We start from the raw sequence: 13,931 nt of genomic DNA, 5'->3' as shown, positions 1-13,931 counted from the left end.
CTTATTCGCCGGGCCGGTAGGTGCGGACGGCATGGGCCTTTATGTCTTCGGGGTAGAAATAGACCGGGCGCAGATCGCCCCTGGCATAGAGATCGACCTGATCGGCGAAATGGGGCGAGTGGGGATCGCCGCTTTCGCCGCCAGCGCTGACCGCGCGGGCAACGACCTTCGGCCCGAACTCGACCGCCGCGACGAAGCTGTTGCCCTTGGTGCCATAATAGCGCTTCGTCCCCGGATACCGCGCCGCGCCGAAGGCCGCGAGCGATCCCCATTGCGACGAGGCGAAGGGGATGGGGGTGCTGGGCTTGGCATCGTCGAAGGTCTGGACGATCGCGCCGTCATTGCGCTGGTAGCGGTTGATCTCGCCCCAGGGCACGGCGATGCTGCCGAAATCGGCGGTCAGCCGCTCGACCGCCTCGCGCAGCGCCGCCAGCTTCTGCGCGTCGGTCGCGCGGGTCGCCATATAGTCGATGGTCGACAGGCCCGCTTCCTTGGCGGCCGGGGCGACCGTCTTCCACAGCGCCTCGCCCCAGAAGACCGCGAGCGAGGTCTGGCTCGAGGTCAGGCTCCATTTATAGTCCCAACCGCGCAGGCTCTGCACCGCATCGGCCAGCGCCGGATCGGGCGCTCTGTCCTGCGCCGCGATCAGGCCCGGAACCAGCCGGGCAAAGCCGGTCAGATAGGGATCATAGGCCGCGCCGATCAGGCTATCGAGGGTGAAATGCTCATTGGCCGACAGCACGATCTGGGCATGGGGGCCACGCGGATTTTCGCCGGCCTGGTCCATATAGCGGGGGAAGGCCGCGCGCTGGGGGCTGTCCGCGCCGGCCGCCGTCCAGGGCCAGTTATTGGTGTTCATCGCCCAGCCGCCCTTGGGGTTCACCGCCTGGGGCAGGCTCGACAGGTCGTGCAGGCCGCGCCAGTCGGTCGCCGGATCGCTGCCGTCCACGGGCTTCGTATAATCGAAGCGATCGTCGCGGATCGGCACGAATTGCGGGTGGAGATAGGCGATCTCGCCCTTGTCGTCGGCCAGCAGCGTGTTGTTGCTGCTGTTCGCCTTATTCTCCGCGATTTTGAGGAAGCTCGCATAATCGCTGGTCTTGGTGCGCAGATAGCTTTGCTCCAGCGCCGGCACCGGCTTGTTCATCAGCGCGAAGGCGATCCACTTGTCGCCCTCGGTCCGCACGATCGGGCCATGATGGGTGGAGTAGCCGGTGAAGGCGCGCTGGGCGAGCTTGCCGTCTTCGGTGCGGTAGGAAATGGCGATGGTCTTTTCGGTGACCGGGCGCAATTCCTTGCCATAGCGGTAGAAGAGGCGATCGCCCTGTTGCACGATCGTCTCGGCAAATTCGTCGACATTGTCGATGCCGCTCGACGTGTGCATCCAGCCGATATGGCGGTTGAAGCCCTGATAGATGAAGAACTGGCCCCAAGTGACCGCGCCATAGGCGTCCAGCCCTTCGTCGCTGCTCATCTGCAGTTCGGATCGGAAGAAGAAGCTGGTGTGCGGGTTGATCATCAACAGCGCATGGCCGTCCTGCGTTCGGGATGGCGCGATGGCAAAGCCGTTCGACCCCTGCGGCTCGCGATAGGCGAGGCCCTGTTCCAGCATGGTCAGCGCCACCGGTTTCTTCTCGTAAAAGGCCTGCAGCTGGGTCAGCGGCACCCGCTCGATATCGCCGCCGATGCTGCCTTCGGTGAAGCTCAGTGCCATCCACGGCTCGAACCGGGTGATGACGCGCGGCTTCACCATCGGATGGGTGGAGAGATAATAATTCAGGCCATCGGCCCAGGCCTGCATCAGCTTCTTGAGCCAGGCCGGGCTGCGGGCATAGTCGGCCTGCAACCGGGCAGGATCGATGAACAGGCGCTGGCGCAGATCCTGCCAGATCGCCTTTTCGCCCTCGGCTTCGGCGAGGCGGCCCAGATTGACCAGATAATTGGTCTCGATCCGGTTGAAGTCGTCTTCGGCCTGGGCATAGACCATGCCGAAGACCGCGTCGGCATCGGTCGCGCCATGGACATGGGCGATGCCCCACTGATCGCGCGTGATGGTGACCTTGGCCGGCGAGAGCGCGGTCGGCGATTGGGCAAGGGCAGGGCAGGCGGCAAGAGCGACCAATGCCCCCGCAAGGGAGGTGGCGCGCGGCAGGAATTTCGTCATAGAGAGGGGGAGTAATGAAGGGGGCGGGACGGCGCAAGCAGCCTCCCGTCAAGGGGGATGATATCGATGCACAGGCTTTTGATCCTGCTGGCCTTTCTGTTCGTCGCGCCGATGCCGGCCGTGGCACAGGAGGCCGCGCCGGCGCTCTATCTGCTGCGCCCCGATGCCGTGTTCGACGGCGCGGCGTCGCATCGCGGATGGGCGGTGCTGGTGCGTGGCAATCGGATCGAGGCGGCAGGACCGGGCATCGCGGTGCCGGCTGGAGGGACCGTCATCGACCTGCCCGGCAAGACTCTGCTCCCCGGCTTGATCGAGGGCCATTCGCATCTCTTCCTGCATCCCTATAATGAGGCGAGCTGGGACGATCAGGTGCTGCACGAGCCGCTGGCGCTGCGCACCGTGCGGGCCACGGTGTCGGCGCGGGCGACGCTGATGGCGGGCTTCACCACCGTGCGCGATCTGGGCACGGAAGGGGCTGGCTATGCCGATGTCGGCCTCAAGCAGGCGATCGATCAGGGCATCATCGCCGGGCCGCGCATGCTGGTCGCGACCCGCGCGCTGGTGGCACCGGGCGCTTATGGTCCGCGTGGTTTCGAGCCGGGCGTCGCCGTGCCGCTGGGCGCGGAGGAAGCCGGCGGTCCCGATCTGGTAACGGCGGTGCGGCGACAGATCGCGGCCGGCGCCGATGTCGTGAAACTCTATGCCGACTATCGCTGGGGCAAGGGCGAGCCGAGCCGGCCGACCTTCACCCAGGCGGAAATGGCAGCGGCAGTGGAGGCGGCCCACAGCGCCGGGCGCAAGGTCGCGGCCCATGCCGCCACCGACGAAGGGATGCGCCGGGCGATCCTGGCCGGGGTCGACACGATTGAGCATGGCTATGAGGGCAGCGCCGCGACCTTCGCGCTGATGAAGGCGCATGGTGTCGGCTATTGTCCGACCCTGGCGGCGTCCGATGCCACCGCCCGCTATCGTGGCTGGACCGGGGCGGAACCGGCGCCGGCGGCGGTGACGCAGGCGCGCCAGGCGCTGGATCGCGCGCGGGCGGCGGGTGTAACCCTCTGTCTGGGCGGGGATGTCGGCGTGTTCGCCCATGGCGACAATGCGCGCGAGGCGGAACTGATGGCGGCCGCCGGCATGGCGCCCCGCGACGTGCTGGTCGCCGCGACCAGCGGCAATGCGGCACTGTTTGGCATAGCCGACCGGCTTGGCGCGGTGAAGCCGGGCCTGCTCGCCGATCTGGTCGCGGTCGAGGGCGATCCGACCCGCAGCATCGGCGCACTGCGCCAGGTCGGCTTCGTGATGAAGGACGGCGTCATCTATAAGGGGCCGGGCGCGCAGCTATGAGCCAGGGCGATCACGCGTTCCTGGGCCATCCGCGGGGCCTCGCCTATCTGCTGTTCACCGAAGCGTGGGAGCGTTTCTCCTATTATGGCATGCAGTCGCTGCTGGCCCTCTATCTGGTCAAGTATCTGCTGCAGCCGGGACAGGCCGACGGCCTGCTCTTCTTCGACGCCTTTCGTCGCCTTTATGGCGGGCTGGACGGCCAGCCGCTCGCCTCCGCCATTGTCGGCACCTATTTCGCCAGCGTCTATGTGACGCCAATCCTGGGCGGGCTGGTCGCCGACCGGCTGCTGGGCCGGCATCGCACGGTGCTGCTGGGCGCGCTGACCATGATGGCGGGCCATTTCCTGATGGCGGTCCAGGCCGCCTTCCTGCCGGCGCTCGGCTTGCTGGTGCTGGGCAGTGGCCTGTTCAAGGGCAATCTCGCCAGCCAGATCGGCGCGCTCTATCGCCATGATGACCCGCGTCGCGACGGCGCGTTCCAGCTTTATTATCTGGGGATCAATATCGGCCTGATCGCCGCGCCGCTGGTGATCGGCACGCTGGCGGAAACGCGGGGCTGGCATGTCGGCTTTGCCGTCGCCGGCGTCGGCATGGGGATCGCCACGATCATCTATCTCGCCGGACGCAGGCATCTGCCGGTTGATGAGCGCGGACCACGATCGGAGGGGCGCATGCGCATGACCGGGCAGGATTTGCGCGGCCTGCTTGGCCTCATCCTGCTGATCCCGCTGCTGGCGGTGGCGCTGCTACCCAACAACCAGATATTCAACGCCTATCTGATCTGGGGCGACGCGCATCTGGAACTGACGCTGGGCGGGCTGCGCGTACCGACGAGCTGGCTCATCACCCTCGACGCAGAGCTGGGCCTGGCCATCCTTGCCGCCCTGCCCTTCGTCTATCGCCGCTATGCGCGCCACCGGCCCGAGCCCGGCGATCTTGCCAAGCTGACGATCGGGTCGCTCTTTGCGACCGGCGGCATGCTCTGCCTGGCACTGGGATCGGCGCTGGCGGGTGCGGACGGCAGGACGGGGCTGGGCTGGGCGATCGCCTTCCATCTGCTCAACGGCATCGGTTTTGCCCATATATTGCCGGTCAGCCTGGCGCTGTTCACCCGCGCCGCGCCGCCGCGGCAGGCCGGGTTGGCGATCGGCCTCTATTATCTCGTCTTCTTCCTGGGCAATATTCTGGTTGGCTGGGTGGGGGGCTTTTATGCCCGCATGCCGGCGACCGCCTTCTGGCTGCTGCATGCCGGGATCGCTGCGGGATGTGGCGCAATTTTCCTGATATTGACGCTACGGAAAGCGATTTTTCGGTCGGATTGACGCTTTTTTCACGTTCGACCGACGCCTGGCCTCACACTGGCCATGCCATTCCCGATCCTGCGAGCGCGGGCATCCGACGCGCGCCGACAGGAGGGAATGATGACTGCCGATTTCGATCCCGCCGATTTTGACGGCGACAGCGCGCTCGATACCGACATGGCCGGTTTCGACATCGACCCCAAGCTGCGGCCGGTGCGGCACCTGCCGCTGCTGGTGCAGGCCAGCGGCCGCTACAATTTCGTGCGCTCGCCGCGCTTCCCGATGCCGCGCGCGCTGCCCGGTGCGGTCGATCGCTTCGACGACGATATCAATGCGCTGGCGCTCTACACGCGCGAGGAATTGCGGCTCGACGTCGATGGCCGCTATCCGCAGATGACGGTCAGCGGCACGCGCGCCGGCCCGCTGGGGCCGGTCGTCAGCTGGGTTGCGGCGCTGACCCGGACCGGTGCCAATCATTATAGCGGCCAGATCTGGTTCAAGGATGGCCAGGTCGGCGCCATCCCCCATACCCAGATCAGCCTCAAGGTGACGAAGAGCCTGCTCGCCGCCCAGCGCAAGGTCGAAGCGACCTTCAGCGGCGGCGGCGCGGCGAGCTTCGTGCGCACCTATATTTTCAGCTCTTCGAGCTTCCGTCCGGCCGAGTTCGAATATGACACGGTGGCCGGCGCGACCCGCGTGACGGAAATCGGCACGCACGACCATCCCAATCATCCCGCGACCATGGCCAGCGAGACGCTGAGCCTCGACACCGTCTATCGGCGGGCGGGATTCAACGTCAGCGATGCGCCCAGCAATGGCGCCATCCCGCTCGGTGCGGCCGGCGCCGACCAGCGCTGGACCGACCAGGAAATGCATGATGCGATGCAGATCTACTGGTCGCGCTTTGCCGACAAGCCGCAATGGTCGCTGTGGGTGCTGTTCGCCTCGCTCCATGTGCAGGGCAGCAGCCTGGGCGGAATCATGTTCGATGATATCGGGTCGAACCATCGCCAGGGGACGGCGATCTTCACCGACGCCTTCATCGCCCATCCGCCGGCAGGGGATGCCGATCCCGACGCCTGGGTGCGGCGAATGCGCTTCTGGACCGCTGCGCATGAGGTCGGCCATGCCTTCAACCTGGCGCATAGCTGGCAGAAGTCGCTGGGCACGCCCTGGATTCCGCTGGCCGACGATCCCGAAGCGCGCAGCTTCATGAACTATCCCTACGCGGTGGCGGGCGGCCAGGCGGCCTTCTTTGCCGATTTCGACTTCCGTTTTTCCGACCCCGAACTGCTGTTCATGCGCCATGGCCCCGAACGCTTCGTGCAGATGGGCAATGCCGACTGGTTCGACCAGCATGGCTTCTCGCAGGTGGCGTTGGACCCCAATGAGGAGTTCGGCCTGACCCTGTCGGTCAATGCTCGTGACAATCGCCTGCCCTATCTGTTGCCGCCGGTGGTCGAGATGGCACTGGTCAACCGCAGCGGCCGGCCCAAGCTGGCATCGGCGGCGCGCCTGTCGGAACGGGCCGGCCTGACCCTGATCATCAGCAAGGATGGTCGGCCCGCGCGCCAATGGTCGCCCTATTCGCGCCATTGCGGCGAGAGCCTGGAAATCATTCTGGGTCAGGGTGAGGCGCTCTATGACAGCGTGCTGGTTGGCGCCGGCCGCAATGGCTGGGACATGGCCGAACCGGGCCGCTACACCATCCAGGCGATGCTGGTTGTCGATGGCCGGGCCGTCATCTCCAACCCGCTGGAGGTGAAGGTGGAGCCGCCCGAAAGCCGCGAGGAAGAGCGGCTGGCGCAGGATATCTTCACGCCGGAAGTTGGCCAGGTGCTGGCCGTCAACGGCACGCGCGGCGTCCAATCGGCGGTCGATGCGCTGCGGGCGGCCACGCGGATGCGCCAGCATCCGCTCGCACGGCAGGCGGCGATCGCGCTCGCCGGCCCGCTGGCCGACGAATATAAGCTGCTGCAGGTGGATGAGCGGGCACGGCCCGGTGAGACCCCTGCCGCTGCCGCCCGCCGCATCGAGGTTTATGACGCCGATCTCAAGGAAGCACGCCACCTGCTGGCGATCGCGACCGAGGGTAGCGCCGATGCCGCCGTCAATGCCGTCGGCCATACCCGCTTCCTGCGCGAGGCGGGTAAGCTCGCTCGCGCGCTGGATGGCGGGGTTGCCCCGGCGCTGCGCCAGACGGGGCTGGGCTTCGACGCGGTGCGGGCGGGCGATGTCATCGGTGGCTTTAACCTCGGCCAGGACATGCGGCGCATGCTGGCCCTCAAGGCGAATGGCCTCAGTATCTGATCCATGCAGGCGCATCGCCTGTCATGGCGGTGCGCCCCATCATTCCGAAAGGGGACCAACAATGTCGGAATTTCGCAAAATCACCATCGCACTCGAACAGGGATTCAAGGATGACAGCGTCCGTATCTCGATCGGCGATCGGCTGGTGCATTGGCTCGACCATGTGAAGACCCGCGCCAAGATCGGCGTCGCCCACACGCTGGAACTCAGCCTGCCGGCCGGCAATGATCCGGTGCAGGTGGAATTGCCGAGCAAGGATGTGCGCATCTCGATCGAGCCGGGGATGGGTGAGGCATGCTATTGGGGCGTGTCAGTCAGCCCGAACGGCAAGGCCATGTATGTGAAGCGCTCGGTCGAGCCCTTCGCTTATGTCTGATATGCTCCGTGCGGCGTTGATAGGGTTTTCCCTTATTGTCCTCGCCCTGCTGGTCATTACGGTCCCGCAACCTATTTTTGATCCATCACGAACTGTGGGGGTATATATGGCTGAATCCTACGACACCGACGCCAATTATGTCATCAAGCTGACCGACCCGGCCGATCCGGCCAAGGTCGTTGGCTATGCCTTTGTCGAGCAGGTCCATTATCTGGCCGCCGACGATGACAGCGATGATGCTAAGGCGGCGATCGCCGGCGTAGCCGGCCTGTTCACCGATGGCCCGGTTCTGGACGCGGTCGCCCTGCCGGGGCAGCAGCGCGCCACCCGCGCCTATTTTGCCGAGATCGGGTCGGGCAAGGCCGACTTCGCCTGAGGCCGATCGCGCCCATGAAGATGTTCCGGCGCGGGGCGCATCGCTCCCGCCGTCCTGCCGACACCCTCGCACGGATCGCGCCTGTGGCCCGTGCGCTGGGTGTCACGCGGCTGGCCGATGTGACGGGGCTGGATCGCATCGGTATCCCCGTATTCCAGGCGGTCCGTCCCCTGTCACTTTCGCTGTCCGTGTCGCAGGGCAAGGGCGCCACGCCCGATGCCGCGCGCGTCTCCGCGCTGATGGAAGCGATCGAACTGCATCATGCCGAAACCTGCTCTGCCAGCAGCCATGGCATTGCGGAGGCCGACGAAACCCGGCTCTGGAGCCAGATAGCACGGGCTGACAAGCAGGACGCTTCCTTTGATCCGGCCCGTCCGCGCGGCTGGGTCGAGGCGATCGACCTGCTGAGCGGCCGACCCATGCGGATACCCCATGGGCTGGTGACGATGGATTTCACCGTGCCCGCCGAACCCGATCTGTGGCCCAACAGCAATGGGCTGGCATCCGGCAACACCCCGGCCGAGGCGCGCTGTTCGGCGCTGTGCGAACTGATCGAGCGCGAGGATCATGCCCGCTGGCTGGAACAGGGGCTGCGCGCGCGCCGGGCAAGCGCGATCGACCCGGATAGCGTGACCGATCGGCTGGGCCGCAGCCTGATCGCACGGGTCCGGCGCGCGGGCCTGTCGCTATCCTTGTGGGACATGACCGGTTCGATCGGCGCAGCGGTGATCGGCTGCGCCATCACGGAACGCGGTGCGGCCCGCAGCGTGCAATTGCCGCCGGCAATGGGGGCAGGATGCCATCCCGATGCCGGCGTCGCACTCGCCCGCGCCATTTGCGAGGCAGCGCAGACCCGTGCCGCGCTGATCGCCGGCGCGCGCGACGATATCGATCCGGCGCGCTATCGCGATGCCGGGCAGCAGCGGCAGGGCTTCCTGCTGGCGATGCTCGATTTCGCGCCGGCCACCCGGCCCTGGGCGGCGGTCCCCTCCGTGGCGCATGACGGGGCGGAGGATGATCTGGCCTGGTTGCTCGATCGATGTGCGATGGTGGGGGCAGGGCCGGTCGCCTGTCATGACCTGACCCGGCCCGACCTCGGCATCGATGTGGTGAAACTGCTGGTGCCGGCCTTTGGCGATCATGACCGGCCATCGCGCACGGGCGCGATGCAGGTGGCGATGGAGCCGGCATGAGCAGGCATGCGATCGTCTTTGCCGGGCCGAGCCTGGGCGGTTCCGCGATGGCCTTGCCCGATGGCGTCGAACTGCGCGGGCCAGCACGGCGCGGCGACATGCTGCGCGCCGCGATCGAACGACCGGCCGCGATCGGCCTGATCGACGGACTGTTCGAAACCACGCCGTCGGTCTGGCACAAGGAAATCATCCAGGTGATGGCCGAGGGCATTGCTGTCTATGGCGCGGCGAGCTTGGGCGCATTGCGCGCGGCGGAACTGGCGCCGTTCGGCATGGTGGGCATCGGCGCGATCGCACAGGCTTACGGGACGGGGCAGATCGAGCGGGACGATGCGGTGATGGTCAGTCATGCGCCGGCAGAATTGGGCCATCGCGCGATGACGCTGGCGCTGGTCGATGCCGAACATGCGATCGCGCAAGTGGAGATGGCAGCGGGCGACCGTGCGCTGCTGCTGCGGCTGGCGCGGCGGATGAATTTCCGGGATCGCAGCTGGGCGCTGATCGGCGACGCCTTCCGCCAGGCGACCGGGCGCGACCTGCCACCGATCGATCAGGGGCTTAGCCTCAAGCGCAAGGATGCGGAGCTGTTGCTGCGGACGATAGCGGGACCGGTGGTGGCACCGCGTGTCGCGCCGCCGCCGCAAAGCTTTTTCCTGCGCAGCCTGCGCACGGAAATCAGCGCGGCGTGATGCGCAATCCGGCCTGTTCCAGCCCTGTCAGGAACAGGCTGCGTTCGGCCCGCCCCTGCAGCGGCAAGAACTGGATCATGGTGTCGACCAGATCGGCGTCACGGGCCGGAGCATCGCCCTGCCACAGGCTGGCGAAACGCTGGCGCAGTTCGTCGATCACCGACGCGGCGCGCTTTGCGCCCCCCAGCATGCCCAGATTGGCGCCCCGCACCGCCAGATAATGGATCGATCGGTTGCGCCCGATCTCGAACTGGGTTTCCGCCGCCTCATGCTCGCCCGACAGGGCATAGAGCACTGCCAGATCGGAAAAATATTCGTCCGACGGGAAAGGGTTCAGTTCGAAGGCGCGGGCGATCAGGCGCTGCGCCTCCTTCATCTCGCCCAGATGGACGAGGCCGAAGCCGATCTCGTTGATGCCGTCGGCGTGAAAGGGCGTCAGGTCGAGCGCGGTCATGAAGCCCTGCATCGCCTGTTTCATGTCGCCGCGCCGCAAATAGCACCAGGCCAGGCGCGACTGCACGCCGCCATGGGTGGGTTCCAGCGCGACCGCACGGGTGCAAAGATCGAAGGCGCGGGCGCGCAGCGGCGCGGCGTCATGGCCCGCCATCAACTGCATGAAGTCGGTGTTGTAGAGGCGCGCCAGTTGCAGATAGGCATTGGTCAGGCGCGGCTCCAGCAGGATCGCGCGTTCCAGCAGGTCGGCGCCTTCCTGCACCTCGGCCAGGCTGGCGGCGGCCAATATCTTGGCACGGGCGGTGAAATAGAGCGGATAGGCGTCCGACCCGCTGGGCACGCGTCCTTCCATCAGCTTGCCGACATCGCGTTCGACCACCGGCAGGATGGCGCCGGCGATCCGGGCGACCAGATCGTCGATCGCGGCGAGCAATTCGCCCTGGCGCACGGTCAACTGGCGCGTCCAGACCAGGAAGCCGCTGTCGATCCGGGTCATGCGCAGATTGATGCGCCAGCCATCGCCGTCGGCGCGGACCGACCCGTCCAGCGCATAGCTGGCGATCGAGGCGGGGGCGGCGGCCTTCATCCGCTCGGCCGATGGCGCGTCGACCGACAGGATGCGCAGGTCGCGCATGCCGCCCAGGGCGGTCTGCAGATCGTCATGGCAGATGCTGGTCAGCAGGGCGCCGTCCGGGCCGCCATCGCCGATCAGGCTGAACGGCGCGATCACCAGGATCGGCGGCTCGACATTGGCCTGCGGGATTGTGGCAATCGCGGGCGCGGCGGCCGCGCGCGGGGTGGGGGCGATCACCGATCCGACCGTCGTCAGTTCGCGCAGCAGCCTTTCGGTGTCGGGCGACACGCGGGCATCCAGATCGCGTTGCAGCCCGGTCTCCAACTGGCGGTAGCGGCGGTGGAGCGCGACATGGTCACCGGCCTTCTGGTCAAGCGCCATGCCGAGCCGGGCGATCCGTTCATCGCCGGTGTCGAGCCGCTGCAATTGGGTCAGGATCGCCCGGCGCAGGTCGAGCAGATCGTGTTGGCCATTGCGCTCGACGGCGTGCAGCACATCCTGGACGATGCGCTCGCGCCAGCGTTGCCGTTCGATCATCAGCCAGTCGTCGAAGCTGCGGTCCAGTCCCTCCAGCCCGTCCAGTATCGCGCTGCCCGCGCCATCCAGGATGCGAGCCAGTCCGGCCAGGTCGTTGGCGGCGGCGCAGGCCAGTATCTCGCCCAGGTCGCTGGAAAAGCCACCCTCTGCCAGATGCAGGTCGCGCCGTTCGATATGGATGAGCGGGGCGGCCGGATGCGCGCGCAGGTCGGTCAGCGCCTGGCGCAGGCTGGCGCGCGCCTGCACCTCGCCCCGGTCGCTCCACAACAGGCCGACCAGCCGATCGCGGCTGGCGCGGCGGTCGGGCTCCAGCGCAAGATGGGCGAGCAGGGCACAGGCCTTGCGGCTGCGCGGGCTATGGTCGCGTCCGTCCGCCTCGTCGATCAGGCGGAAATCGCCGAGCAATCGAAAGCGAAACCGAAGCTCGCCAGCCGCTGTCACCATCATGCCCTTTATTGCTGGCGGCCTGCAGTGCCGGGCCGCCGATCGATCCGCCCTAACACAGCTTGCTGAACAGGGCGACGGTCCGTTTAGGCTGCGTCACGATCCAGGGCCATAGCCAATTCAGCGGTCGAACAGCTTGATCTCCGCCAGCCGGATCGCCTTGCCCTGGGGCTGGCGCATCAGCACCCGCCACTGGCGCGCGGCGCGGCCGGCAAAGCGCAGGTCGGTCACGCCATTGGCGAGTGGCGCGCCCTTTGGTGTCGCGACATCGCGCCACTGGCCATCGACCATGGCCTGCAGGCGATAGGATTGCGGCACTGCAAACTGCTTGCCGTCGGCGAAGAAGGCGAGTTCGGCGCGGCCGATGAACACTGGTTTGCCCAGGTCAACGGCATACCATTGGTTGGCCTCTCCGGGCGCGGAGGACCAGCCATTGGGCAGCTCGGGGAAGAACCAGGTGCGGCCGTCGATCGCGTCATGGACATTTTCGGGGGCGGTGTTGCTGGATGCGCTGCCGATGGGGAACTGGCTGCGCACCAGTTGCACGGCGCGGTTGATCGGCCGGGCGACGGGCGCATTGGCGACGCGCGCCACCGGCAGCTCGATCCGGCCCAATGTCTCGCGCCGGGCGACTTCCTTGCCGTCGACCTCGACCGACAGGCCCTTGCCCCGGCCATAATGGCTGCCGTCCGCGTCCCATGTCACGGCGATGCGATGGCCATGATAGGGCACGTCCTGCGCCCGGAACCAGGCCAGCGCCTGCGGATCGCCGGCGTCGGGCAGCAGCGGGTTCACTTCCAGCACATCGTCCGCGCGCGGACGGATGCCGACCAGCCCGCCCAGGATCAGGTCATTATAGCCCGAATGGAAATAATGATGGCTGCGATCGAGGCCGACGATCGGCTTGCCGGTTTCGGGATGATAATCCTCCTCCAGGTCGAGCCGGTCGCCCTGATAGTGGAGCGCAGTATATTGGCGCAGCAGCCGCATATAGTCGCTGCGGCTGACCGGCCCCTGCTGGCTGTGATGATCGAGCAGATTGGCCATGGCGATCAGCACCTGTGTCGTCTGATAGGGCCAGATCGGGCCGTTCCACTGGCATTCGGGCGCGTCGCCCAGATAGCGATATTGCCGCATATAATATTCGTAATTCGCTTCGACCGTGCGCATGCCCGCCTTGCCGGCGAGCGAGGCGGGGTCGAGCAGATGCGTCCAGGCGCCGGCATATTTCGCCTCGTCCGGGACCAGGTCGAACATCCAGGGGAGGTAGCCGACCAGTTCGCGGTTGCGGATCGGATCCCAATATTTGACGTGCGGATTCTTGCGGCTCTGGTGCCGGTCGATGAAATGGCCGAGCTTCTCGCTCCACAGGTCGGCAAGGACATGATCCTTCAGTGTCTGCGCGCGGGCTTCATATTCCTGCGCCATGGCGGTGTCGCCGGCCATGGTCGCCATCTTCGCCAGCGCGCGGGCATTGGCATACATGTAGCTGTTGACCGAGGGGCGGAAGGCGTCGCCGCCCCGGAAGCCGTCCTTGCCGCCCGAGGCGTCGATCGAGGATACGGTATATTCGGTCGCGTCGAGCAGCGGTTCGACGAAATAGAGGCCCTTGTCGAAGTCGAACTTCTCGTCCCACAGGCGATAGATGTGGCGCATCACCGGCAGATGTTCGAGCACGCCCGCCTTGTCGCCATCGACCAGGTACCGGCCCCAGACCGAGTCCGCCATATAGTCGGTGAAGTGGCGGTCATTGCCGCCGCGATACATGAATCGGATATAATCGTCGGCAAAGCGCCGATCGTTCAGCCAGCGTCCTTCGGCTAGGTGAAAGCCTGTCGCGTCGTTGAGGCTGGCATAAGGATGGCGCTGCCAGTCGACATCGTCGAAAAATTCGGTGGTGATGTACCCTTCTTCGCCCAGATCGCGCTGATGCCCGCGATAGAGCTGCCAGCGATAATAATAGACGGCGTCGATCTTCGGGTCGGCGGATTCGAAGAAGGGGATGCGATCCTGATACCAGGGCGCGTCATTGCCGAAGCGCTGCACCGCGATGGCATGGGTATCGAGGCCGGCGGAGCGGGGAGGGGGCGAGGCGGCGCCCATGCCGATCATGGCAGCCCCTGCCAGCAGAAGCATCCTCATCGCGCGCATCGTCCGTCTCCCTGTATCC

Annotated in this window: 10 protein-coding genes; 7 read left to right on the top strand and 3 right to left on the bottom strand. The window is 66.5% G+C overall.

Features of this window, described 5'->3' with window-relative positions:
- Nucleotide 1 precedes the first annotated feature (1 nt).
- A complete protein-coding gene (locus tag ACI6S0_RS15080) occupies nt 2-2,164 on the bottom strand; it encodes a penicillin acylase family protein (protein WP_434403574.1) in 2,163 nt (720 codons plus the stop codon).
- A gap of 66 nt (nt 2,165-2,230) precedes the next feature.
- Between ACI6S0_RS15080 and ACI6S0_RS15075 the strand changes: the two genes are divergently transcribed.
- The 7 genes from ACI6S0_RS15075 (at nt 2,231) to ACI6S0_RS15045 (ending at nt 9,753) form a co-directional block, all read left to right on the top strand.
- A complete protein-coding gene (locus ACI6S0_RS15075; protein WP_434403573.1) occupies nt 2,231-3,508 on the top strand; it encodes an amidohydrolase family protein in 1,278 nt (425 codons plus the stop codon).
- Nucleotides 3,505-4,830 (top strand): peptide MFS transporter, encoded by a 1,326-nt coding sequence (locus ACI6S0_RS15070; RefSeq protein WP_434403572.1) that lies wholly within the window; start codon nt 3,505-3,507, stop codon nt 4,828-4,830. Before ACI6S0_RS15075 ends, ACI6S0_RS15070 begins: the two co-directional genes overlap by 4 nt.
- A gap of 96 nt (nt 4,831-4,926) precedes the next feature.
- On the top strand, nt 4,927-7,119 hold the full coding sequence (locus tag ACI6S0_RS15065; protein WP_434403571.1) for a hypothetical protein: 2,193 nt from the start codon (nt 4,927-4,929) through the stop codon (nt 7,117-7,119).
- Between the two features lie 61 nt (nt 7,120-7,180).
- Nucleotides 7,181-7,495, top strand: a complete 315-nt coding sequence (locus ACI6S0_RS15060; RefSeq protein WP_004208507.1) for a hypothetical protein — start codon at nt 7,181-7,183, stop codon at nt 7,493-7,495.
- Nucleotides 7,496-7,601: 106 nt separating this feature from the next.
- Nucleotides 7,602-7,871 (top strand): hypothetical protein, encoded by a 270-nt coding sequence (locus ACI6S0_RS15055; RefSeq protein ID WP_004208506.1) that lies wholly within the window; start codon nt 7,602-7,604, stop codon nt 7,869-7,871.
- Nucleotides 7,872-7,885: 14 nt separating this feature from the next.
- A complete protein-coding gene (locus ACI6S0_RS15050) occupies nt 7,886-9,064 on the top strand; it encodes a YcaO-like family protein (RefSeq protein WP_434403570.1) in 1,179 nt (392 codons plus the stop codon).
- Entirely contained in the window at nt 9,061-9,753 is a 693-nt protein-coding gene (locus ACI6S0_RS15045) for a TfuA-like protein (RefSeq protein ID WP_434403569.1), read from the top strand. Before ACI6S0_RS15050 ends, ACI6S0_RS15045 begins: the two co-directional genes overlap by 4 nt.
- Here ACI6S0_RS15045 and ACI6S0_RS15040 read toward each other — a convergent pair.
- Complete coding sequence (locus tag ACI6S0_RS15040) at nt 9,740-11,764, bottom strand: trifolitoxin synthesis, TfuA (RefSeq protein ID WP_434403568.1); 2,025 nt, start codon at nt 11,762-11,764, stop codon at nt 9,740-9,742. The genes ACI6S0_RS15045 and ACI6S0_RS15040 overlap by 14 nt on opposite strands.
- A 117-nt stretch (nt 11,765-11,881) precedes the next feature.
- The gene (locus ACI6S0_RS15035; protein ID WP_434403567.1) at nt 11,882-13,903 is read right to left on the bottom strand and encodes an MGH1-like glycoside hydrolase domain-containing protein; all 2,022 of its coding nucleotides are present in this window, start codon (nt 13,901-13,903) and stop codon (nt 11,882-11,884) included.
- Between the last annotated feature and the right edge of the window lie 28 nt (nt 13,904-13,931).

Origin of the sequence: Sphingobium sp. DN12 (assembly GCF_051058005.1) — a bacterium.
In the GTDB taxonomy this organism is placed as follows: domain Bacteria; phylum Pseudomonadota; class Alphaproteobacteria; order Sphingomonadales; family Sphingomonadaceae; genus Sphingobium; species Sphingobium yanoikuyae.
The sequence above is the reverse complement of the archived record's forward strand: the minus strand, read 5'-3'. Positions and strand labels throughout refer to the sequence as shown.